This is a genomic window from Streptomyces sp. NTD107, assembly GCF_059510435.1.
This window is the reverse complement of sequence record NZ_JCAJZV010000008.1, coordinates 90,120-113,685: the sequence shown is the minus strand read 5'-3', so window position 1 is coordinate 113,685 and position 23,566 is coordinate 90,120. Positions and strand designations below refer to the sequence as shown.

17 protein-coding genes are annotated in these 23,566 nt (G+C 72.5%); 12 read left to right on the top strand and 5 right to left on the bottom strand.

The features are described from left to right. Positions 1 to 2 precede the first annotated feature (2 nt). Together AC5WRL_RS18045 and AC5WRL_RS18040 are read right to left on the bottom strand one after the other, a co-directional pair. Positions 3 to 2,747 carry an exo-rhamnogalacturonan lyase family protein gene (locus tag AC5WRL_RS18045; protein WP_496089730.1) on the bottom strand — a complete coding sequence of 915 codons (2,745 nt, stop codon included), beginning with the start codon at positions 2,745 to 2,747 and terminating at the stop codon, positions 3 to 5. 354 nt (positions 2,748 to 3,101) lie between these two features. Continuing rightward, the gene (locus AC5WRL_RS18040; protein WP_496089597.1) at positions 3,102 to 4,199 is read right to left on the bottom strand and encodes a LacI family DNA-binding transcriptional regulator; all 1,098 of its coding nucleotides are present in this window, start codon (positions 4,197 to 4,199) and stop codon (positions 3,102 to 3,104) included. Positions 4,200 to 4,338: 139 nt separating this feature from the next. Here AC5WRL_RS18040 and AC5WRL_RS18035 point away from each other — a divergent pair, with 139 nt between their 5' ends. The 6 genes from AC5WRL_RS18035 (at position 4,339) to AC5WRL_RS18010 (ending at position 12,462) form a co-directional block, all read left to right on the top strand. After that, positions 4,339 to 5,643, top strand: a complete 1,305-nt coding sequence (locus AC5WRL_RS18035; RefSeq protein ID WP_496089596.1) for an ABC transporter substrate-binding protein — start codon at positions 4,339 to 4,341, stop codon at positions 5,641 to 5,643. Next, positions 5,640 to 6,602, top strand: a complete 963-nt coding sequence (locus AC5WRL_RS18030; protein WP_496089595.1) for a carbohydrate ABC transporter permease — start codon at positions 5,640 to 5,642, stop codon at positions 6,600 to 6,602. Before AC5WRL_RS18035 ends, AC5WRL_RS18030 begins: the two co-directional genes overlap by 4 nt. After that, complete coding sequence (locus AC5WRL_RS18025; protein WP_496089594.1) at positions 6,599 to 7,459, top strand: carbohydrate ABC transporter permease; 861 nt, start codon at positions 6,599 to 6,601, stop codon at positions 7,457 to 7,459. The genes AC5WRL_RS18030 and AC5WRL_RS18025 overlap by 4 nt, the downstream gene beginning before the upstream one ends. After that, positions 7,456 to 9,525 (top strand): DUF2264 domain-containing protein, encoded by a 2,070-nt coding sequence (locus AC5WRL_RS18020; protein WP_496089593.1) that lies wholly within the window; start codon positions 7,456 to 7,458, stop codon positions 9,523 to 9,525. The genes AC5WRL_RS18025 and AC5WRL_RS18020 overlap by 4 nt, the downstream gene beginning before the upstream one ends. Positions 9,526 to 9,650: 125 nt before the next feature. Continuing rightward, positions 9,651 to 10,409, top strand: a complete 759-nt coding sequence (locus tag AC5WRL_RS18015; protein WP_496089592.1) for an SGNH/GDSL hydrolase family protein — start codon at positions 9,651 to 9,653, stop codon at positions 10,407 to 10,409. Between the two features lie 130 nt (positions 10,410 to 10,539). Next, positions 10,540 to 12,462: a Dyp-type peroxidase gene (locus AC5WRL_RS18010; RefSeq protein ID WP_496089591.1), complete on the top strand. Its 1,923-nt coding sequence runs from the start codon at positions 10,540 to 10,542 to the stop codon at positions 12,460 to 12,462. 62 nt (positions 12,463 to 12,524) lie between these two features. Here the strand turns inward: AC5WRL_RS18010 and AC5WRL_RS18005 are convergent, their stop codons facing one another. Next, positions 12,525 to 14,627, bottom strand: a complete 2,103-nt coding sequence (locus tag AC5WRL_RS18005) for an amylo-alpha-1,6-glucosidase (RefSeq protein WP_496089590.1) — start codon at positions 14,625 to 14,627, stop codon at positions 12,525 to 12,527. Positions 14,628 to 14,749: 122 nt separating this feature from the next. On the opposite strand from AC5WRL_RS18005, the gene AC5WRL_RS18000 reads away from it, so the two are divergent. From AC5WRL_RS18000 to AC5WRL_RS17985, 4 genes are all read left to right on the top strand, one after another. Further along, positions 14,750 to 15,805, top strand: a complete 1,056-nt coding sequence (locus tag AC5WRL_RS18000; RefSeq protein WP_496089589.1) for a LacI family DNA-binding transcriptional regulator — start codon at positions 14,750 to 14,752, stop codon at positions 15,803 to 15,805. 77 nt (positions 15,806 to 15,882) lie between these two features. Beyond that, the gene (locus AC5WRL_RS17995) at positions 15,883 to 17,127 is read left to right on the top strand and encodes a sugar ABC transporter substrate-binding protein (RefSeq protein ID WP_496089588.1); all 1,245 of its coding nucleotides are present in this window, start codon (positions 15,883 to 15,885) and stop codon (positions 17,125 to 17,127) included. Then, positions 17,127 to 18,176 carry a carbohydrate ABC transporter permease gene (locus tag AC5WRL_RS17990; protein WP_496089587.1) on the top strand — a complete coding sequence of 350 codons (1,050 nt, stop codon included), beginning with the start codon at positions 17,127 to 17,129 and terminating at the stop codon, positions 18,174 to 18,176. The genes AC5WRL_RS17995 and AC5WRL_RS17990 overlap by 1 nt, the downstream gene beginning before the upstream one ends. Beyond that, positions 18,173 to 19,147, top strand: a complete 975-nt coding sequence (locus AC5WRL_RS17985) for a carbohydrate ABC transporter permease (RefSeq protein ID WP_496089586.1) — start codon at positions 18,173 to 18,175, stop codon at positions 19,145 to 19,147. Before AC5WRL_RS17990 ends, AC5WRL_RS17985 begins: the two co-directional genes overlap by 4 nt. Before the next feature lie 45 nt (positions 19,148 to 19,192). Here the strand turns inward: AC5WRL_RS17985 and ligD are convergent, their stop codons facing one another. Beyond that, positions 19,193 to 20,146, bottom strand: a complete 954-nt coding sequence (ligD, locus tag AC5WRL_RS17980) for a non-homologous end-joining DNA ligase (RefSeq protein ID WP_496089585.1) — start codon at positions 20,144 to 20,146, stop codon at positions 19,193 to 19,195. A gap of 76 nt (positions 20,147 to 20,222) precedes the next feature. On the opposite strand from ligD, the gene AC5WRL_RS17975 reads away from it, so the two are divergent. Further along, positions 20,223 to 20,480 carry a DUF2087 domain-containing protein gene (locus tag AC5WRL_RS17975; protein ID WP_496089584.1) on the top strand — a complete coding sequence of 86 codons (258 nt, stop codon included), beginning with the start codon at positions 20,223 to 20,225 and terminating at the stop codon, positions 20,478 to 20,480. Between the two features lie 65 nt (positions 20,481 to 20,545). Here AC5WRL_RS17975 and gnd read toward each other — a convergent pair whose 3' ends face one another. Next, a complete protein-coding gene (gene gnd / locus AC5WRL_RS17970) occupies positions 20,546 to 21,982 on the bottom strand; it encodes an NADP-dependent phosphogluconate dehydrogenase (RefSeq protein ID WP_496089583.1) in 1,437 nt (478 codons plus the stop codon). A 139-nt stretch (positions 21,983 to 22,121) separates the two neighbouring features. Between gnd and AC5WRL_RS17965 the strand changes: the two genes are divergently transcribed. Next, positions 22,122 to 23,390: a DUF4032 domain-containing protein gene (locus tag AC5WRL_RS17965; protein WP_496089582.1), complete on the top strand. Its 1,269-nt coding sequence runs from the start codon at positions 22,122 to 22,124 to the stop codon at positions 23,388 to 23,390. The last annotated feature ends 176 nt before the right edge of the window (positions 23,391 to 23,566 follow it).

Below are 23,566 nucleotides of genomic sequence, written 5' to 3'. Positions count from 1 at the left end.
GCTCAGGACGCCCCGGGCACCCGGTCACCCAGCAGCGCCAGATTCTGGATCGCGGCGAGGCCGTACTGGGCCGTCGCATTCGTCGACACCCACACCGCCTCGCCGCCCGGATTGAGCACCTCGGGCCCCGCGATCTCCTCCGACCGCCACGGCAGCGACGGCAGATAGCCGTCCGAGCTCGTGTAGAACTCCCGCCAGGCCCGCGCGGCAAGCGCCTCGTCCCCGGTGCGCACCGCCGCGTACGCGGTCAGCCGGGAGTGCGCCTGCCGGAGATTGAGGTTCCCGAACGAGGCCCCGGTCTCCGCCCGCTGCTGATCCGCCGTGCCGTTGTACAGCCGGCAGTACTGCAACCACGCCGCGTCGAACTCCGGCATGTGCACGCTGGAGATCAGCTCGCTACAGATCTCCACCAGCCCGAACACCGCCGACAGGTGCGACACACTCACCCGCGGCTCCGGAGCCGGCGCGAACCGCCCCGTCTCCAGGTCGTACCGCCCCTCACCGGTCACAAAGCCGTTGGGCGTCGCCGCGATCGTGCGCATCGTGTTGAGCAGCTTGTCCCGCGAGGACTCCCAGTTCGGCCCGCGCCGCTCCCACTCGGTCAGCCACGCCGCCGCGAGCCCGCTCCAGCTGGTGCCGAAGCCGATCGCCAGCGCCCGCGGATCGGGCACGTACTCCTCGGTACGGATCTTCCGGATCGGATCCAGCACCAGGAAGGTGCGCTCACTGTCGTGCAGCGACGCCATCTGATCACCCACCCGCTCATCGGCGGTCAGGTAGTAGTAGAAGCGCCGGTTGGCGGCCGTCGAGATCCGCTGCTGCTTGGCACTGTCCGCGAAGTGCTGCACCCCGTGCCGGGTCCCGAGCCCCGCCCACTGGCCCAGATGGTAGACATCCACCTCCCCGGTGTGCCGGGTCATCGCCTCCGCGAACCGGAAGATGTCGGCCCGCCCCGAACGCAGATACGCGTACCACAGCCACAGATCCGTGGACAGCTCCGAGTTGTCCCACGCGTAGCCCCCCACGTCGTACCGCCACTGACGCCGGTCCACGTCGTAGGAGTGCATCACATCCCCGTAGTCCCAGAAGCCGTACCAGCGCCGGCTCTCCACCTGACCCCGGTAGTGGTCGAAGAGGAAGTCCAGGTGATCCTCGATCTCCCGCTTCGGCGCGGTCGAGCGGTCCGGCAGCGACCAGTCGCCGAACACCCCCGCCCGGTGCAGCGTGCCGGGCGACGCCGCCAGCTGCGGGGGCGTGCGCAGCGCCCGCCGCTGCGCCGTCAGCTCCGCGATCGGCGGGGTGGCCGCGTTCACCCAGAACATCAGCTCACTGGTGCGCGCGATCCCGTACGGCGTGCCGAACCCCGGCTCGTAGTCCTCGTACGTGATCTCCAGGCCCTCCAACTGCTCCGGGTAGCTGTCCTGGCCCATCCCGTCGTGGTAGAAGCGCAGATCCATCGGCTCGGCCAGCGGCGAATACAGCCACACCGTCGCCGACGCCACCTCCGAGGCCGCGCCCCGGATGTCCAGCTGCGCCGGGTAGCGCTCCCAGAAGTCCCGCAGCCCGAAGGACAGTCCACCACTCACCCCGCCCACATACCCGAACCCGGCCGCCCGGGTGCCCGCGCCGGAGGAGATCCAGCCGTGCCCGTCCCCGGTGCGCTTGCGCAGCGTGAAGCCGTCCGGGCTCAGCTGCGCGAGGGTGTGATCGCCCCACTCGGGGATCAGATGGAGCCGGCCGGTCACCGTCTGCGCCCACGTCGCCGGGTCCGGCAGCCGCTCGCCGCGCACCTGCGCCGCCCGCACCGCCGCGCCCGGGTCGCGGCGCAGCCCGGTGATCCCCTTGACGGCCTCGCGCAGAAACCCGTCGTCCGCCCCGGCGATCCGGATGTGCCGGTCGTAGCCGGCGTCCCGCATCGGCACCGCGAACCGTACCCCGAGGCCGCGGATGAAGTCGGTGTCCTGATCGCCGTCGAAGACGAAGGTGTGCATCAGCCGAAACGATTCCGCGCCGGCCCAGAAGTACAGCCGTACGGTGAACGGCAGCCACTCACGGCCGCCGCCGCGGTGCTTCCCGGAGAGCTTCAGTACCGCGCGCACCGGTCCGCTCTGCTCCAGCACCGCCTCGCTCACCCGCCCGGTGTACCGCTCCCAGCTCTCCCGGCCGGCGTCGGCCTCGGCGAGCGACGCCTGGCGCAGCACCAGCAGTTCGCCGTCCCGGGCGATCTCGGTGCCGCCCCTGGTCAGGGAGGTGACCAGCCGGTCGCCGCGCTTGGGCACGACGGCCCGCAGCACCCCGGTGTCGACGGTGAAGGAGGCGCCGGTCTCGGTGACCCGTACCCGGTGGTCGCCGGTGGCGGGGGAGCCGGGGGCGAGCACATAGTGGCCGGCGGCGGGCAGTTGACGGCCGGCCGTGTGCGCCGACCACTTGAGGGAGCCGTCCGGCCAGCGCGCGGTGGCCCAGCTCTGTACGGGTACGGGGGCGCCGTCGGCGGTGCGCAGCGCGAACGGCTGGTCGGCGGGCAGGGCGCCCTGGGGCCAGGCGGTGCCGAAGGTGGAGCCGGGGGCGGCGCCCAGCGCGCCGTCCTCCAGCCAGCGGATCTCGGCGGGCTCCGGGGCGCCGCCGCCGTCGGCGGGCGCGGCGGCGTGCGCCGCGGTGGCGGCCGGGCCGAAGCCGCCGGTCAGCTGGGAGGCGAACGCGGCGGTGCCGGCGGCGGCGAGCACGGTGCGGCGGGGTATCGGGGGGATGGTCATGGGAGTCTCACACTCCTTCATGGCGCGGCGATGCGCCAGAAACATCCATCAGACGTCAAGAGCGAGCAGTAAACGCTTACCCGCACACTTCATGACGCCCGGTACCCCGTCAAGACCCGGCGTCGGGAGGCTGTCCGACGGACAGCGCCGGTCAGGCTCGCGGCGCCCGGTGCAGGGGGCACCTCCCGGCCGAGGGCTGGGGGAACCTCGCCGCGTTGTCGCATCTCGCGCGTACGACCCGGTTCGAGCGAGATCATCCGCCTTGCGATGCACCGCATCTGACGCCGCGGCCTGATCCACGACGATCCGACGGACACGGCCTGGGCGTCGCGAGCCGGGCGGGATACCTCAGGCAGCCCCCAACGCCCCGCAGGACTCCCGGACGGTGAGCTGCGGCTGGAGCACCATCTGGCGCGGGGCCAGTTCGCGGTCCGCCGCGAGGCGGTCGAGCAGCAGGTGTGCCGCCTGCTCGCCCAACTGCCGCTTGGGCGGCGCCACCGCGCTGAGCGGCACCTCGGCCAGCGCGGCGATCTCGTCGTCGTAGGCGATCAGCGCCAGGTCGTCCGGGGTGCGCAGCCCCTTCGCCCGCAGCCGCTGGAGCAGTTCGATCGCGTCCTGGTCGGAGTGCACCAGCGCCGCCCGGGCGCCGCGCGCGCGGCACTCCTCGATGAAGGCGTCGTAGCGCGCCACGGCGGCGGGGCTGCCCGAGGCGGGTTCGTCCGCGCCGGCCACCGGCGCGCCGGGGTCCAGCCCCAGCTGCCGCACCGCCCGCTGGTACCCCTCGCGCACCAGCGGCGCGGTGGGGCTGCCCGCGGTGAACAGCGCGACCCGTTCGTGGCCCAGGTCCCGCAGATGCCGCACGGCGCGCGCCGCCCCGGTGGCGTGGTCGGAGACCACGAACTCGCTCGGGTCATCGGGCTCCAGGGGCCGCCGCTCCAGCAGGACGAACGGCCGCCCCTTCGCCCGAAGCCGCGCCAGCACCGGTGGCGGTACGGTGTGCCCGCCGGTGGAGGCCACCAGCAGCCCGTCCGCGCCGGAGGCGCACAGCTCCTCGATCTGCCGCTCGTCCCGGGGCTGGGCGTAGTCGCTCAGCCCGATGACGATCCTGGCCCCGTAGCGCGCCGCCACCTCCCGTACCCCCGCCACCACCCGGGGGTAGTAGTAGGTGGCCGAGGGCACCAGCAGCCCGATGGTGGGCCGGTGCGGATCCGCCGCCGGCCGCTGCGCCGTCCCGCTGTCGGCGGCAGCCGCGGGTGACGCGGCACGCTGCACCGGCACGGCGCCGCCGCGCACCTTGGTCAGCCGCCCCAGCTCGGCGAGTTCGGCGATGTCGCGGCGGACGGTGCCGGCCGAGACCCCGAAGCGCGCGGCGAGTTCGGCCACTCGCACCGCGCCGGTGTCCCGCAGTTCCCGGAGCAGCAGCTCCTGACGTTGTTCCACCAGCATGTGCCCATCCCTTCCTGGTCGTATCTGGAGCTTACTTGATGCCCATGGTTGCTTATGAACGAATCTGTTCTTTTCTATTGACGGCTTGTCGCTTCTGGTCCAGGGTGCAGTGGCACACGTCACCCAAGGAGCCGCCGCCGTGTCCCAACGCCGAAGTCGTCGTGCCCCACGCCTCGTTCCGCTCCTGGTGGCGGCGCTGCTGCTCGCCTCCTGCGCACTCCCCGGCTCCACCGGGGACCGGCCCGTCACCCTCACCTACTGGTCGTGGACCTCCGGATCCCAGGAACTGGCCGACCGGTTCAACGCCACCCACGACGACATCAAGGTCACCTTCGAGAAGGTGCCGGCCGGCACCGCCGGCGGCTACTCGAAGATGTTCAACGCCGTCAAGGCCGGCAAGGCCCCGGACGTGGTGGCCGTCGAATACCCGCAGCTGCCCGGCTTCGTCACCCAGCAGGTCCTCCAGCCGCTGGACCCCTTCGGCATCGGCGAACTGGAGAGCCAATATCCCGCCTGGGCCTGGCAGCAGGTGGCCCTGGGCGGCCACGTCTACGGCCTCCCCATGAACATCGGCCCCACCGTGATGTTCTACCGCACCGACCTGTTCGCCGAGTACGGACTCACCCCGCCCGCCACCTGGGACGAATTCCGCGCCACCGCCGAGACCGTGGCCGCCGAACACCCCGGCGTCACCCTCACCAACTTCGGTACCAACGACGCCGCCCTGCTGGCCGGCCTCGCCTGGCAGTCCGGCGCCCGCTGGTTCGACTCCGGCACCGGGCACTGGCAGGTCGACGCCACCGACGAGGCCAGCCGCCGCTTCGCCGGCTACTGGGAATCCCTCATCGCCGACGGACTCGTCACCGCCCGGCCCACCTTCGCCGAACAGCACGTCACCCAGCTCCAGCAGGGCACCTCACTCGCCGTGCTCGCCGCACCCTGGACCGCCGCCAACATCCAGCGCTTCGCCCCCGACCTGGCCGGCCGATGGGGCGCCGCCCCGCTCCCCGCCTGGCCCGAGGGCCCGGCCAGCGGCAACTACGGCGGCTCCTCCCTCGCCCTGCCGCGCGGCGCCGCCCACCCCGAGGAGGCCCTGGAATTCATCCGCTGGGTCTCCACCTCCCCCGAGGCCGTGGAGGCCGTCGCCCAGGTCAACACCTCCTATCCGGCCAACACCACCCTCACCGAACACTGGGGCACCGCCATCGAGCGGGCCAACCCCTATGTCGCGGGCATGAATCTGCCGGCCGCCGCCGAAGCCGCCGCCGCCACCGTCGACCCGGCCTGGGAATGGGGCCCCGACATGACCGACGGCTTCGCCCGGCTCGTCGACGAGGCGACCGTGTGGATCGGCCGCCCCGAAGGCATCCGCACCGCCCTGGCCCGCTGGCAGGACGCCACCATCGGCCAGCTCCGCCAGCGCGGCTTCACCCTCCCGCGATGACCGCCCCGAACCCCACCCTCCCAGGGACCGCCATGGCCACCACCGCCCCGCCCGCCCGGAACCGGGCCGCCACCCGCAGCCGCCGCCCCGGCCCCGTCCTGTGGCTGCTCGGCCCGTTCTTCGCGCTCTTCACCCTCACCTACATCGCGCCGATGCTGTACGCGCTCGGCCTCAGCCTCTACCGGGAGAAGTTCACCGGCATCGGCTGGGACGGCCCGCAACGGGTCTTCGCCGGCCTGGACAACTACACCCGCGCCCTCACCGACACCACCTTCCTCACCGGCACCGGCCGGGTGCTGCTCTACGGCCTGATCTACGTCCCCCTCGTGATCGCCCTGGCCGCCGCCCTCGCACTGCTGCTGGACAGCGCCCTCACCGCCGCCCGCCGCTTCTTCCACACCGTGCTGTTCCTGCCGCACATCGTGCCCGGACTCATCGCCGCCATCGTGTGGGTCTACCTCTACACCCCGGGGCTCAGCCCCATCATCGACGCCCTGGAAACCTTCGGCGCCGACGTCGACCTCCTCGGCGGCAACACCGTGATGCTGTCGCTGGTCAACATCGCCGTGTGGCAGTCACTCGGCTTCAACGTGGTCCTGATCTACGTCGCCCTGCGCGCCGTCCCCCGCTCCACCGTGGAAGCCGCCCACATCGACGGCGCCGGCGAGATCCGCACCGCCATCAGCGTCAAACTCCCGCAGATCCGGGCCGCCCTGTTCGTCGTCACCCTCTTCACCATCATCGGCTCGCTCCAGCTCTTCACCGAGCCACAGATCGTGCAGAGCGCCGGCAACAGCACCGTCACCAGCACCTGGACCCCCAACATGCTGGCCTACGCCGCCGCGTTCAACTCCAACGACTACCACTACGCGGCCACCGTCTCCGTCCTGATCGCCGTGCTCGCCGGCCTGCTCTCCTTCACCGTCACCAAACTCGCCCACCGCAGGAGCGCGTCATGACCACGCCCCGCACCACCGGCAGCCGCTGGACGGGCCGCGCCACCGCCACCACCCTGGTCGCCATCGCCGCGCTCTACACCCTGATGCCGCTGATCTGGCTGCTGTTCGGCGTCACCAAGACCCTCCCCGAGCTGTACGGCTCCAACGGTTTCTCCCCCTCCGCAGGCTTCCACGTCCTGGACAACATCGCCGACCTCTTCCGCCAGGACGACGGCATCTTCGCCCGCTGGATCCTCAACACCGCGATCTACGCACTCGGCGGTGCCGCCGCGGCCACCCTGCTGTCGGTCGCCGCCGGCTACGCCTTCGACAAGTTCGACTTCCGCGCCAAGGAGAAGTGGTACGCCCTGGTCATCGCCGGCGTCCTCATCCCCAACACCGCCATCGTCGTACCGCTCTATCTGATGATGTCGAACTTCCAGCTCACCGATACCATGTGGTCGGTCCTCATCCCCGTCATGGTCAACCCCTTCGGCGTCTACCTCGCCCGCGCCTACTCCTCGGGCGCGATACCCGGCGAACTCCTGGAAGCCGCCCGCCTCGACGGCGCCGGCGAGATCCGCACCTTCTTCCAGGTCGGCCTGCGCCTGATGGCCCCCGGCGCGCTCACCATCTTCCTCATCCAGTTCATCGGCATCTGGAACAACTTCTTCCTCCCGCTGGTGATGATCACCGACAACGACCTCTTCACCCTCGGCCAGGGCCTGTTCACCTGGAACTCCGCCGTCGGCCAGAACCCCGACTACACCCGCATGGTCGTCGTCGGCTCCGCCGTCGCCACCCTCCCGCTGCTCGCCCTGTTCATCCCCCTCCAGCGCCGCTGGCGCGCCGGCATGGCCGAAGGGAGCCTCAAGTGACCACCCCCACCCCCACCCCCACCCCGGCCCCCGCACCCGACTTCACCCGCTCCCCGTACACCGGCTGGACCCGGGCCCACTGGGAACACACCGCCGACACCCTGCTCGCCGCCGTCCGCCCGCACGCCGGCCCCGGCGACTCCCTCATCAACCTGCCCGGACCGCCCAGCGGATCAGGACCCCACAGCGACGGCCTCGAAGGCTTCGCCCGCACCTTCCTGCTCGCCGCCTTCCGCGCCGCCGGCACCACCGACCCACGGCTGGCCGAACGCACCCTCGCCCCGTACGCCCAGGGCCTGGCCACCGGCACCGACCCCACCTCCCCGCACCGCTGGCCGCGCCCCGCCGAACTGCCGCAGGCCCGCGTCGAGGCCGCCTCCCTCGCCATCGCCCTGCACGAGACCCGCCCCCTGCTGTGGGACCGGCTGCCCGCCCCGGTACGCGAACACGCCGTCGACTGGCTGTACGAGGTGTGCGGCGCCGCCGTACCCCCCAACAACTGGGTCTGGTTCCGCGCGGTCGTCAGCGCCTTCCTGCGCTCGGCCGGCGCCCCGCACGCCCCCGGCGACATCGACCACGCCATCGACGTCACCGAGCAGTGGTACGCCGGCGGCGGCTGGTACAGCGACGGCACCCGCGCCCCGGGACACCTGCGCAACTACGACCACTACAACGGCTGGGCCATGCACCTGTACCCGCTGTGGTACTCCCGCATCGCCGCCGGTCACGCCGACCCCGACCGCACCGACCGCTACCGGCACCGGCTGGCCGCCTTCCTCGACGACGCCGCCCATCTGCTCGCCGCCAACGGCTCCCCGCTCCTCCAGGGCCGCTCCCTCACCTACCGGTTCGCCGCCGCCGCGCCCTTCGCGGCCGGCGCCCTCTTCAACGTTCCCGCGCTCCACCCAGGACTCGCCCGGCGGGCCGCCTCCGGCATGGTGCGGCACTTCCTGGAGCACGGCGCCACCACGCCGAACGGCCTGCTCAGCCTCGGCTGGCACCACCCCTTCCCGCGGATCCGGCAGCACTACTCCGGGCCCGCCTCGCCCTACTGGGCGTCCAAGGCCTTTGCCACCCTGCTGCTGCCCGCCGACCACCCGCTGTGGACCGCCGCCGAAGAGCCGCTGCCCGTCGAACGCGGCGACTTCGTCCGCACCCTCACCGCCCCCGGCTGGATCGCCTCCGGCACCCGCGTGGACGGCATCGTCCGCGTCGCCAACCACGGCACCGACCACACCCCGCCCGACCGGCCCGCCCGGGACGACCCGTTCTACGCCCGGTACGGCTACACCACCCACACCGCACCCGAACTCGCCCCGCACCGCGCGCCGGCCACCGCATCGCATCCGGACCCCCAGGCGCACACCCGCGACGGCGACGCCCGGCACCACCACCGCGCCGACCTCGACCAACTGCACGACGCCCACGTCGCCCTGCTCACCGAGGACGGCACCCCCTCCCAGCGCACCCCCTTCGAACGCGTGGCCCTGTCCGAGGGCATCGGCATCTCCCGGCACCGCGCCCACTGGCCACCGCCCGCCGACGGCACCCCACAGGCCGCCGACCGCGACCACTGGCCGGCCGGCCCCTGGATCACCACCGCCGCCCTGCTGCGCGGCCCCTGGGAGATCCGGCTGGTACGGATCACCCCCGAGGACCCCGGCGACGGGCCCCCGCTGCGGCTGCGCATCGGCGGCCACGCCCTCGCCGCCGCCGCACCCCCGGCCGGCCACACCACCGCCCACCACGCCCTCGTCCGCCGCCCCGACGGCCTGACCAGTGCACTGTTCGCCCTGCGCCCCGCAGACGGCACCCCCGCCCTGCACCGCGACCGCCACACCAACGCCTTCGGCCCGCACAGCGCCACCCCGCACCTCACCGCCGCGCCCCTGCCGTACGGCCATCTGCACGCCGTCGCCCTCTACCTCGGCAACCCCGGCCCCGACACCGCACCCCCCACCCCACCCACCCTCACCCAGCCCGACGCCGACGCTGACGCCGACACCGGCGAACGGACCGTCACCGCCCGCTGGCCCGACGGCGCCACCACCACCCTCACCCTGTGAACACCGCGCCGTCTTCCCCCACCCCGCTTCCTCGGGCACCATGGGAAGGTCCAACGGTGGGGGCTGCACCGGGACCCGCGGCACCGCCGCCTGCCCGGCCGACCCGACCCACGGGAGCCGCCCGCATGTACCCCCACACCGCCCGCACCGCACCCCGGTACGCGCTGATCCTCGCCGTCGCCCTCGCCCTGCTGGGCCTCACCCTCGCCCACGCCGGCCCCGCCCGGGCCACGACGGCCCCCGAGCCCGCCCCCACCGCCGCCGCCACCCGGATCATGCCGCTGGGCGACTCCATCACCGGTTCCCCCGGCTGCTGGCGCGCCCTGCTGTGGCGGGACCTGACCAACGCCGGCCACACCGACATCGACTTCGTCGGCACCCAGGCACCCCAGGGCTGCGGCTTCCCCCACGACGGCGAACACGAGGGCCACGGCGGCTTTCTCGCCACCGGCATCGCCGACCAGAACCTGCTGCCCGGCTGGCTCGCCGCCACTACCCCCGACGTCGTCCTCATGCACCTGGGTACCAACGACGTCTGGAGCGCCCGGCCCACCGCCACCATCCTCGCCGCCTACACCAAACTCATCGGCCAGATGCGCGCCTCCAACCCCCGTATGCGGATCCTGGTCGCCCAGATCCTGCCGATGAACCCCAGCGGCTGCGCCTACTGCGGCCCCGGCGTCGTCGACCTGAACAACGCCATCCCCGCCTGGGCCGCCGGCCTGTCCACCGCCGCCTCCCCGATCACCGTCGTCGACCAGTGGACCGGCTTCTCCACCGCCACCGACACCACCGACGGCGTCCACCCCAACGACTCCGGTACCCGTAAGATCGCCGACCGCTGGTACCCGGCCGTGGTGGCCACCCTCACCGGGGCCGTCTGACGCGTCATTCCCACGGACGAGTGGACACAGCCCGCAAAACCACTCATGGGCAGCACCCGGTGGATAGGTTCGCTGGCGCACACCAGGAACCCACTCCGATGCGTCGGACCCGTCCATCCCCGGAGAGCCGATGGTCCACTCGTCCACCCGCCCCAGCAGTACCCCCGGCACGGCCGGCACGACCGACACGGCCGGCGGCATCCCCGAGCAGCACACCTCCGACGAACCCCAGCTGCCGCTGCGGCTGTCCGCCGACATCCAGGGCGATGTGCTCGCCGGCTTCAAGAAGGACCATGTCCAGTTGGTCTTCGCGAAGTTCAAGGACCGGCACCGTGCCAGGATCTGGCTGCGCAAGCTCACCCGGCGGATCGCCACCACCAAGGACGTCGCCGCGTTCAACTCCGCCTTCAGCCGGGCCCGCCGGTACGCGGCGGGCGAGGACCCGGCCGACCTCACCGCCGTGTGGCGCGGCGTCGCCTTCACCTACGACGGCCTCACCGAACTCCTCGGCGGCACCCCGCTCACCGACATCCCCGAGGGCACCACCCAGCAGGCGTTCGCCCAGGGTCCCGCCCGGCGCAAGGAGATCACCGGCGACACCGGCGACAGCGACCCCGGCCGGTGGCTGTTCGGCGCCGAGGACCAGCACCCCATCCACGTGGTGCTCACCCTCGCCGCCGACCGGCACCGCGACCTGCGGGCCGCCCTGGAGGAGGAGCGCGCCTGGATGGCCGCCCAGCACGTGGCCGTCGTCCACGAACAGGAGGGCAACACCCTCAAGGAACAGCGCTACGGGCACGAGCACTTCGGCTTCAGGGACGGCATCAGCCAGCCCGGCGTACGGGACTTCGACGAGGAGGACCCCGAGCGCCCCGACTACCACCGCACCAAACCCGGCACCCGGCTGATCACCCCCGGCGAGTTCGTCGTCGGCCTGAGCCCCGACCACCGCTACCCGGCCGGGCTGCCGGCCTGGATGCGCAACGGCTCCTTCCAGGTGGTCCGCCGTCTCGCCCAGGACGTGCCCGGGTGGTGGGGACAGATCGAGCACAATCTGGACGCCCTCAAGGAGGCCGGCGCGGTCCCCGAGGAGACCACCAAGGAGTGGGTCGCCTCCCGCCTGGTGGGCCGCTGGCCCTCCGGCGCGCCCGTCGCCAAATGCCCCGAGAGGGACGTGGCCACCCCACCCTGCGCCGACATCGACAACGACATCAGCTTCGCCGACGACCTGGAGGGCCGTACCACCCCGCTCTTCTCGCATCTGCGCAAGACCAACCCACGCGACGGGCTGCTGCCCCGCCGCGAATCACCCACCGTCGTCGAGGAGAAGGGCATGCTGGACGGCCGCCGGCTGATGCGCCGCTCCATCCCGTACGGCCGCCCCTACGATCCGGACGGCACCCCCGCCCAGCGCGCCGACGCCCCGCGCGGCCTGGTCTTCATCTGTTACCAGTCCGATCTCGTCGCCCAGTACGAATTCGTCCAGTCCAACTGGGTGGACGCCGACAACTTCCCCGAACGCCGTGACCGGGTGGGCCGCGACCCGCTCATCGGCCAGCCCACCGACGTCTCCTTCCCGGCCGGCCCCGACGGCGGAGTGTGCCCGCTGACCTTCCAGCGGTTCGTCCGCACCGAGGGCGCCGTCTACGCCTTCACCCCCTCACTGACCGCACTGCGCGAACTGGCGGACGGTCAGGTACCGATCGGCGGCGACCCGCCCCACGACCAGGTGCTGCACGGCGACATCGCGCTGCGCCGCGGGGAGGTGATCAGCTCCTACAAGGCCCGCTTCCGGCTGGAGAGCGGCAACTTCGTCATCCGCGACGAGCACGAGCGGCAGGTGTGGGCCTCGGACAACACCAATCCGGCGGTGGCCGGCGGCACCTTCACCCAGGACGGTGATCTGGTGCTCAACGGCCCCACCGGCGACTCCGTGTGGCGGCTGGGTACCGCAGGCCACCCCGGCGCCGCCCTGGTCATCGGCAGCGACGGCGATGTCTCCATCCGCACCGCGTCCGGCGACACGGTGTGGCACACCGACACCGCGCACTGATCCGCACGCACACCGCACACCGGGCCCCTACCGCGCGGTAGGGGCCCGGTGTACGCCGTCGCTCAGCCGTGCCGGATCTCGATCCCCCGCGGTCCGCGCACCTCGGTGGTGCCGTCGGCGGCCACCGCGATCTCCAGCGGCTCACCGGCGATCCGCAGCCCCGCCGCCCGCAGCGGCCGGAACGCCTCACCCACCCGGGGCGCCACCGTGAGTGTGCCGCCGGGCACATCCGCCGTCAGCCCCAGCACCGAGGCCAGTACCTGAACGGAGGAGGCCGCCGCCCACGCCTGCGGCCGGCAGGACGCCGGGTAGGGGAGCGGACGGACACTCACCTCACTGCCCCAGCCCGCGAACAGTTCCGGCAGCCGCGCGTCGAACGCGTCCGCCGCCCGCACCAGACCCGCCGCCAGCGAGGTGGCCTGTGCCGGGAAACCGGCCCGGGTCAGCCCGTGCACCGCGATCGCCGTGTCGTGCGGCCACACCGAACCCACGTGATAGCCCAGCGGGTTGAAGCCGCCCATCTCGGTGCTGTAGGTCCGCAGCCCGAACCCGGAGTCGAGATCCGCGCCGCCCAGCCGCGCCGCCAGCAGCGCGCTCTCCTCGTGATCCAGCAGCCCGGTGCCCAGCAGATGACCGAACTGCGAGGTCACCGAATCCACCGGCCGCTTGTCGCCGTCCAGGGCGATCGCCGGGTACGCGCCGCGCGCGTCCGACACCCAGAACCGCTCCCGGAACCGCACCTTGAGCCGGTCGGCCCACTCCTCCCAGCGGTCCGCGCCCGGCCGCCCGAAGGCCCGCAGCAGCGCGGCGCCGCCGATGGCCGCCTCGTACGCGTAACCCTGCACCTCGCTCAGCGCGATCGGTGCGGTCGCCTGCCGGCCGTCCCGGAACCGGATCGAGTCGCCGGAGTCCTTCCAGCCCTGGTTGGCAAGGCCCTGCCCGGTGGTGTCGATGTACTCCAGGAAGCCGTCGCCGTCCGCGTCGCCGTGGTCGCTCATCCAGGCCAGCGCCGACTCGGCGTGCGGCAGCAGCGCCGCCACCTGCTCCTCGGCCAGACCCCAGCGCCACGCGTCGTGCAGCGTGGTCACCCACAGCGGGGTGGCGTCCACCGTGCCGTAGTACAGCGGCGGCAGCACCACGCCCTCCTTGGGAATGGTCAGCGCCTCGCGCCGCACCTCGTGCAGGATCTTGCCCGGCTGCTCCTGGGACAGCGGCACGGTGGCCGTGCCCTGCCGGCGGGCGAGCACCCGCAGGGTGCTGGCCGCCAGGTCGGTGCCCAGCGGCAGCAGCATCCGCGCCGCCCACAGCGAGTCCCGGCCGAAGAGGGTGGCGAACCAGGGGGCCCCGGCGGCCACGAACACATCCTCGGGGGCCCGCGGATCGCTCAGCAGCAGCCGTTGCAGATCCTGGTGCGACTGGCCCAGCCAGGAATCCAGTGCCCGGTCCGCGCTGCGCACCTCGGGCCGCGGCCACGGTGCGGTGCCCGGGGCCGGCGCGGAGAACGGCGGCGGGGTGCTCTCCTTGGCGATGCACACCAGCTCGGCGTCCCAGCGCTCCCCGGGCGCCAGCGCCACCTCGTAGCGCAGCACGCCCTCGGGGCTCACCGCGTCCGGCGCGGGCGCGGCGGTCAGCGTCACGGTCAGCGCATCCCCCTCCCACACCAGGGCGCGGCCCTCGACCCGGGGCGGTACGGGGGTGGTCACCTCGCCCGACTTGACCCGGTCCATGGCGGCCAGGTCGGTGCCGGCGGCGATCAGCACCCGTACCAGGGCCGACTTGGAGCCGTGATTGGCGATCTCGAAGGACTCGGTGAGCTCACCGGGCGCCAGCGAGCGCAGCCGCTCCAGGGTGACCGCCGGGTCGGCCATGGACTGGGCCACACCGCGCAGCACCGATCGGAACCGCGCGGTGTCCGCGCCCTCCAGACCGCCGCCGACCGGCGCCAGCGGCACCCCGTCGACGGTCACCTCAAGCCGGGAGAGCGCCCGGCGGTCGCTGTGGTAGAAGCCGTCCGCCCCGCGCCGCAGCTGCCCGTCGGGGCGGGAGACGGCGAAGCTCGGCGCGTACAGCGTGACGCAGGCGTCGTGCAGGAAAGGCTGCATGCCCGCCGGGGCGGCGGGGTTGGCCTGCGGCTCGTTCGTTATCGCCGAGGACTTGACACTCATCAGCGCGGATACCAATCTTCTCAGTCATTGGAGCGTTCCAAGAAATGTAGATGCAGTTCACCGCTGCGGCAATCCGTCTGGATCGCTCCAATCCCACCAGGAGCAGTGTTCAGGAGGCAGCGATGGCGCGTACGCCCAGCCGGACGGCAGGCAAGTCGGGAGGTGTGACGCTCGCCATGGTCGCCCGCCGGGCCGGGGTATCCCCGCAGACCGTGTCCAACGCGATCAACGCCCCCGAACTCTTGCGGCCCGAGACGCTGGAGCGGGTACGGCAGGCCATCGACGCCATGGGCTACCGCCCGCACCGAGCCGCCCAGACGCTGCGCACCCGCTCCAGCCGGCTGATCGGCTACGGCGTGCAGTCGGTGGAGGTGGACCGCTCCACGCCGGTCATGGACCGCTTCCTGCACGCGCTGACCCAGACCGCCGAGGCGGCGGGCCACCGGATTCTGCTGTTCGCGGTGCCGGTCGGCTCCCGACTGCTGACCCCGTACCAGGAGCTGGTGGACGACTACAGCGTCGACGGCTTCGTGCTCAGTGACACCACCCGCGGTGACCGCCGGCAGGCATGGCTGGAGAAGCACGGCATCCCCTTCGCCGCCTTCGGGCGGATGTGGTCCGATCGGCAGATCGGCGACTGGGTGGACGTGGACGGCACCACCGGCGTGGAGCGGGCCGTGGACCACCTGGCCGAGCTGGGACACCGCAAGATCGCCTTCCTCGGCTGGCCGCGCGGCTCCGGCGCCGGCGATGACCGCGCCTCCGGCTGGAAGACCGCGATGGGCCGGCACCGGCTGCCGGTGCGCGGGCTGCGCGCCGAGAGCATCGACGACGTGGACGCCGCCCGGACCGTCGCACTGCGGCTGCTGGACACGGGCGTCACCGCGATCGTCGCCGTCTCCGACACCCTGGCGCTGGGCTGCTACCGCGCGCTGCGCGAACGCGGCCTCACCCCGGGCGAGGAGGTGTCCGTGACCGGCTTCGACGACTCACCGGCCGCCGCCCATGTGGCACCCGGGCTCACCTCCCTGACCCAGCCGATGGACGAGGTCGGCGCCGAGTGCGTCCGGCTGCTGCTGGCCCGGATCGCCGACCCCGGCCGGGAGCCCGAGCACATCCTGCTCCAGCCCGAACTGGTGATCCGCGAGTCCACCGCTCCGCCCCGACCACCCCTGTGACATATCCGACACTTCCTGACTCATCCGACTCATCTGAAGTTTTCTACGATCGAGCCGCAACCTCAACGGAGAGACCCATGGCCACAAGACGCACCACCTGGATCGCCCTCACCTCGGGCATAGCCCTGCTCGCCACCGCCGGCTGCTCCTCCAGCTTCGGCGGCGGGGACACCGAGCAGAAGACCGGCGGCAAGCAGGAGCTGACCGTCCTCATCGGCACCTCCGGCGACGCCGAGACCGCCGCCGTCAAGGCCGCCACCGCCGCCTACGAGGCGGCCTCCGGTAACAAGGTCGACGTCCAGGTCGCCCAGGACCTCAACCAGCAGCTCGGCCAGGCATTCGCCGGCAACAACCCGCCGGACGTCTTCTACGTCGAGACCCACCAGTTCGCCAACTACGCCGCCGGTGGCTCCCTCTACCCCTACGGCGACCAGATCAGCGACGTCGAGGACTTCTCTCCCTCGCTGCGCCAGTCCTTCACCTACGAGGACCAGCTGGTCTGCGTCCCCAAGGACACCTCCTCGCTCGGCCTGATCGTCAACAACGACCTGTGGGCGGACGCCGGACTCACCGCCGACGACTACCCGCAGAACTGGGACGACCTTGAGCGGGTCGCCGCCGAACTCACCGGCGGATCGGTCACCGGCCTGGTCACCAGCAGCGAGTACCAGCGGCTCGGCGCCTTCATGAAGCAGGCCGGCGGCTGGATCACCGACCCCACCCAGAGCGAGATGACCGCCGACAGCCCCGAGAACCTCCAGGCGCTCGAATACGTCCAGGGCATGCTCAAGGACGGCAGCTGGAAGTTCGCCAAGGACGTCGACGCCGGCTGGGCCGGCGAGGCGTTCGGCAAGGGCGACGCCGCCATGACCATCGAGGGCTCCTGGCTGGCCGGCGCGCTGGAGAACGACTTCCCCGACATCGACTACACCGTGCTGCCGCTCCCGCAGGGCCCGGCCGGCGAGGGCACCCTCGCCTTCACCAACTGCTGGGGCGTCGCCACCAAGAGCGCGCACCGCGACGCCGCCGTCGAACTGGTCGAGTTCCTCACCCAGCCCGAGCAGCAGCTCGCCCTGGGCGAAGCGTTCGGCGCCGTCCCCTCCCGCGAGTCCGCCGCCGCCGAACACCTCGCCGCCCACCCCGGCATCGACGCCTGGGGCGCCACCGGCGACTGGGTCCAGGGCCCCGTGACCGTGGGCGGCTTCGACCGCATCCTGTCCCAGTTCAACACCGACCTCGAAGCCCTCAAGACCGCTGACCCGGCCAAGATCCTCGCGGATCTCCAGAGCTACGGTGAGGCGGCCCTGGGAGCGGGCAACTGATGCACAAGCCCGCACTGCGCGGTCGCCAGGGTCCGTGGGGCTGGCTGTTCGTCAGCCCCGCGGTCCTGGTCCTCGGGCTCTTTCTGGCGCTGCCCATCGTGATGGCGCTGTGGGTGAGCCTGCTGGACTGGAACGGCCAGTCGAACCCCTTCACCGGGGGGCAGGCCACCTTCGTCGGCCTGGACAACTACCGCGATCTCCTCACCCAGGACGGCCTGGACCGCACGCTGTTCGCCACCTCGCTGCGCAACAACGCCTACTACGTCCTGCTGTTCGTCCCGCTCTCCACCGGCCTGGGCCTCACCCTGGCCATGATCGTCAACCAGCGGATGCTGCGCGGCCGTTCCCTGCTGCGCACCACCTTCTACTTCCCCTCGGTGACCAGCTCCATCGCGGTCTCCACCATCTTTCTCTTCCTCTTCCAGGGCAGCGGCGCCATCAACAGCCTGCTCTCCTGGATCGGCATCAAGGGCCCCAACTGGTTCGCCGACCCACGCGGCGTGGTGTGGGTGACCCTCGGCAACCTCGGCCTGGTCGACCCCGACCACCCCTCCGGGCTGCTCGCCGACCACGGCTTCATGGGCCTGTCCTGGTTCGAGTGGCTTTCAGGACCCTCGGTGGCGATGTCCACGATGATCCTGCTCGCCACCTGGACCACCTCCGGCACCTTCATGCTGATCTTCCTGGCCGCGCTCCAGGACATCCCCCGCGAACTGGAGGAGGCCGCCGCCCTGGACGGCGTCAACCGCCGCCAACTGCTGCGCCACGTCACCCTGCCCGCGCTGCGCCCGGTACTGTTCCTGGTGCTCACGCTCGCCCTCATCGGCAGCTGGCAGGTCTTCGACATGGTGTACGTGATGGGCCAGGGCGCCCCCGGCAACACCACCCTCACCCCGGCGTTCATGTCCTACCAGTCGGCCTTCAAGAATGCCGACTACGGGCAGGGCGCGGCCATCGCCTTCATCCTCTTCGCGATCATCCTCGCGCTCACCGGAGCCCAGCGCTGGCTGCTGCGCGAACGCACCCCGCGCCAAGGGAGGCAGCGATGACCACGACCACCCCGGCCGGGCCCGTGGCACCGGCACCGGGACCTGCACCCGAGCAGAGGTCCCGCCCGCCGCGCCGCGCCGCCCGCCGGCCCCGTACCACCGCCGAACGGCCGGTACTGGGACGTACCCACATCGTCTGGCGGGTGCTGGGCTACACCCTCGTCATCGGCCTGGCCTCGCTGTATGTCATGCCGTTCGTCATCCAGGTGGTCACCAGCTTCAAGACCAACCCGGACGCCGCCGCCAACCCGCTGTCCCTGTGGCCCACCACCCCGACCAACGCCGCCTACCAGCGGCTGTTCGGGCTCAGCGAATCCCACGAGACGGTGCCGTTCCTGCGCTGGCTGGGCAACTCGGCCGTCATCACCATCGTGGTGACGGTCAGCCGGGTGCTGTTCGACTCGATGGCGGGCTACGCCCTGGCCCGGCTGAGGTTCCCGGGCCGCCGGCTGTTGTTCGTCCTGCTGATCGCGGTGATGGCGGTGCCCGGCGTGGTGCTGATGATCCCCCGGTTCCTGGTGCTGTCCACCTTCGGGATGTTCGACACCTACGCCGGCATGATCATCCCGCTGCTGGTGGACTGCGCGGGCATCTTCATCATGAAGCAGTTCTTCGAATCCATCCCCAGGGAGGTCGAGGAGGCCGCCCGGATCGATGGCGCCGGGGTGTTCCGGATCTTCTGGTCGGTGGTCCTGCCGATGTCCAGGCCGGCGCTGATCACCGTCACCATCCTGTCCTTCCAGGGCTCGTGGAACGAGTTCACCCACTTCCTGATCTCCACCCAGTCGGGGCAGTACGAGACCCTCACCACCGGCCTGGCCCGGCTGGTCTCCGGCGGCCTGGGCGGCGGCGGACAGTACCCCCTGAAGCTGGCGGCGGCGGCGCTGTCCACCATCCCGGTGGCCATCCTGTTCTTCTGCTTCCAGCGCTACTTCATCCGCGGCGCCAACGCCGGCTCCGTCAAGGAGTGAGCGGCGGCTGGGGCCCGTGGGGCGGATAGGGCCGGGCGGGATCCGTCAGCCGGGCCCCAAGGACACGGTCACCTCACCCGGTGCCTTGTCCGGGCGCAGCCCGCGCCACGACGGCTGCCGCAGCCGCCCGTCCCGGGTCCAGGCCCGGTAGGCGGCCTCACCCACCAGCGCCGGGTCCACCCAGTGGACCCGGCGCGCGTGTGCGGCGGGCACCGGGTCCGCGAACGGCGACCCCGCCCTGGCCAGCGGCTCCAGCAGCCCCAGCAGTTCGGCCAGCATCCCCCGGGTGAACCCCGAGCCCACCCGCCCCAGATAGCGCAACCCGCCCCCCGCGTCGTACGCGCCCACCAGCAGCGAACCGATCGACCCGCCCCGCGCCCCGGCCCCCGGTGCCCAGCCGCCGACCACCACCTCCTGGGTACGGATCAGCGGCCTCTTCACCCACAGCCGGGAGCGGCGGCCCGGCCGGTACGGGGAGTCGAGCCGTTTGGCGACCAGCCCCTCCAGGCCGTTCGCCCGCGCCACCTCCAGCAGTTCGCCCGGGCGCGCCGCCGGCCCCCGATAGTACGGCGGCACCGCCAGCCGTGGCCCGGACGGCGGAGCCAGCGACTCCAGCACCGCCCGCCGCCGCTCGTACGGCTGATCCAGCAGCAGGTGCCCACCGTGCCACAGCACGTCGAAGGCGAAGAACATCACCGGCGGGTACGGCGGCTGCGCCCGCCGCTGCAACAACCCGAAGTCCGGCCGCCCCGCCGTGTCCAGCGACACGATCTCCCCGTCCAGCACGGCCGGCCCGGCGTCGATCTCCGCCAGCTCCGGATAGCGGCCGGTGAAGTCGTTGCCCGCCCGGCTGGTGGCCCGCACCGCCCCGTCCGCCCCGATCCGCAGACAGCAGCGGTAGCCGTCCCACTTGAACTCGTACCCCCAGCCACCGGTGGGCGGCTCACCCTCCACCGCCAGCATCGGCGGCACCCACTGCGGCGCGTCCTCCTGCGGCATCCCCCCAGTACACCGCCGGCGCGGGCGGGCGCAAAACAGGTTGCCGACGCGGCGGGGCGCTGCCACCCTTCCGGCCATGACTGCCCATGACGTCACGGCCCTGTTCGCCCGCGGCCGGCTGATCGCCATCCCGCGCAAGGCCGCCCGCCGCGAACAACTGCTCCACCACCTCGCCGGCACCCTTTTCGAACCGGACCGCTCCTACCGGGAGCAGGAGATCAACGCCGCGCTGCACACCGTCCACGACGACGCCCCCGCGCTGCGCCGCTATCTGGTGGAAGCCGGCCTGCTCACCCGCGCCCGCGACGGCAGCAGCTACCGCCGGGCCGCCTGACCCGTACGCGGCGGGGCGGGGCGGGGCGGGCGACCACACCGGCCGCCCGCCCCGCCCCGCAACCGTCAGGCCCCGACCTCCGAGCGGTCCTGGCCCCACAGCGTGTGGAACGAGCCCTCCCGGTCGGTGCGCCGATAGGTGTGCGCCCCGAAGAAGTCCCGCTGGCCCTGCACCAGCGCCGCCGGCAGCCGCTCGGCGCGCAGCGCGTCGTAGTACGCCAGCGCCGCCGAGAACCCCGGCGCCGGCACCCCCAGCTGCGCGGCCGTGGCCACCACATGCCGCCAGGCGTTCTGCGCCCGCTCCAGCGCCTCCCGGAAGGTGTCGTCCGCCAGCAGCGTCACCGGCGGCCGGCCGCCCGCGTACGCCGCGCGGATCTCGTCCAGGAACCGGGCCCGGATGATGCAGCCGCCGCGCCAGATCGCCGCCACCGCCCCCGGGTCGATCTCCCAGCCGTACTCCTGGCTGCCCGCCGTGATCTGATGCCAGCCCTGCGCGTACGCCACGATCTTCGACGCGTACAGCGCCGCCTCCACATGGTCGGCGAACTGCGCCGCGTCATCGGGGTGCAGCTCGGGCCGCTTGGGCCCGGGCAGGCGCTGCGCCGCCTCGCGCAGCGCCCCGTGCCCCGACAGCGAACGGGCGAACACCGCCTCCGCGATGCCGGACACCGGCACCCCCAGATCCAGGGCGATCTGTACGGTCCACCGCCCGGTGCCCTTCTGCTCCGCCGCGTCGGCCACCACATCCACGAACGGCCGCCCGGTTGCCGCGTCGGTGTGCGCCAGCACCTCGGCGGTGATCTCGATCAGATAGGAGTCGAGCCGCCCCGCGTTCCAGGTGCGGAACACCTCGGCGATCTGCCCGGGCTCGTAGCCGGCCACCCGGCGCAGCAGGTCGTACGCCTCGGCGATCAGCTGCATGTCGGCGTACTCGATGCCGTTGTGGACCATCTTGACGAAGTGTCCGGCCCCGTCCGGGCCGATGTGGGTGCAGCACGGCTCGCCGTCCACCCGGGCGGCGATCGACTCCAGCAGCGGACCCAGCGTCTCGTAGGACTCGGCGGAGCCGCCCGGCATGATGGACGGGCCGTGCAGGGCGCCCTCCTCGCCGCCGGAGATGCCGCAGCCCACGAAGTGCAGCCCGCGCTCGCGCAGCGCCGCCTCGCGCCGCCGGGTGTCCGCGAAGTGCGCGTTCCCGCCGTCCACGATCACATCGCCGGGTTCGAGCAGCGGCGCGAACTCGTCGATCACCGCGTCGGTGGCCTCGCCCGCCTTCACCATGATCACCAGCTTGCGCGGGCGCTCCAGCGCCGCGACGAAGTCGGCGGCCGACTCGGCCGGCACGAAGTCACCCTCGTGGCCGAACTCCGCCACCAGCGCCCGGGTTCTGGCCGCCGTCCGATTGTGCACCGCCACCGTATGGCCGTGCCGGGCGAGGTTGCGCGCCAGATTGCGCCCCATCACCGCGAGTCCCGTCACACCGATCTGTGCCTGCCCCGTCATCGGGTCATCTCCCTGCCGGTAGGGGTCGTGATTCTCTTTCCCAACCCCATGCAACCAGGCCACCGCACATTCCCCCGGCTGTGTCCACGATGCGGGGTCAGCGCGCCGTGCGCCCGGTCCACTGCCGCACACTGGGTCCATGGACCTCCGGATCACCGCCACCGACCCCTCGCACCCGGCCACCCTGCTCGACCTGCCGTGGGACATCCCGCTGGAGCACTGGCCGGAGAAGCACCTGGTGGCCCTGCCGCGCGGCATCTCCCGGCATGTGGTGCGGTTCGCCCGGGCCGGCGAGGAGGTCGTCGCCGTCAAGGAGGTGGGGGAGTGGGCGGCGGTCCGCGAGTACGCCCTGCTGCGCGACCTGGACCGGCTCGCCGTCCCGGCGGTCGACCCGCTCGCCGTGGTCACCGGCCGCACCGGCGCGGCCGGCGAACCCCTGGAGCCGGTGCTCATCACCCGGCAGCTGAAGGGCTCACTGCCCTACCGCTCGATGTTCGAGACGACGATGCGCCCCGACACCATCAAGCGGCTGCTGGACGCGCTCGCGGTGCTGCTGGTGCGGCTGCATCTGAGCGGCTTCGCCTGGGGCGACTGCTCGCTGTCCAACACCCTCTTCCGGCGGGACGCCGGCGCCTACGCCGCCTATCTGGTGGACGCCGAGACCGGGCAGATCCAGCCCCGGCTGACCGACGGTCAGCGCGCCTACGACATCGAGGTCGCCCAGGTGAACATCGCCGGGGAGCTGATGGACCTGGAGGCGGGCGGCAGCCTGCACCCGGCGGTCGACCCGGTGGAGTTCGGCCTGGCCATCGTGGAGCGGTACGGGGAGCTGTGGCACGAGCTGACCCGTACCTCCGTCTACCCGCGCGACAAGCGGCACTACATCGACCGCCGGATCCGCCGGCTGAACGAGCTGGGCTTCGATGTCGCCGAGATGCAGATCCAGCGCTCGCCCGACGGCGACAAGGTGGCGTTCCTGCCGAAGGTGGTGGACGCCGGGCACCACCAGCGGCAGCTGCTGCGGCTGACCGGTCTGGACGCCGAGGAGAACCAGGCCCGCAGCCTGCTGAACGACCTGGAGACCTGGATGGCCGGCCAGGAGGACTACGCCCCCGGCGATCCGCTGGGCGCGCGGCCCGAGGTACTGGCGCACCGCTGGGTGCGCGACGTCTTCCGCCCGGCGGTGCGCGCCGTCCCCCTGGAACTGCGCGGCCAGATCGACACCGCGCAGCTCTACCACGAACTGCTGGAGCACCGGCTGCTGCTGTCCGAGCGGGCCCAGCGCGATGTGGGGATGACCGCGACGGCGGCGGACTACGTCACCGAGGTGCTGCCCACCCGCCCCGACCCGGCAGCGGTGCCGGTGCCGGCGACCGCCACGGCCCCGGCCCCGGCCGCCGAGCACTGAGCGGGCCCCGGCCGCTTCAGCGCTCCTCCTCGGCGGTGGCGCCGCTTGAGCGCGACGGTGCCCGGCCGGGCACCGTGGGACAACAGCCCCACCGTCACCGCCACCACCGGGGTGCGGGTGCCGCCGCCGGCCCGCCCGGCACGACGGCCACCGCGCCGCTCGCCTCCACGCCCAAC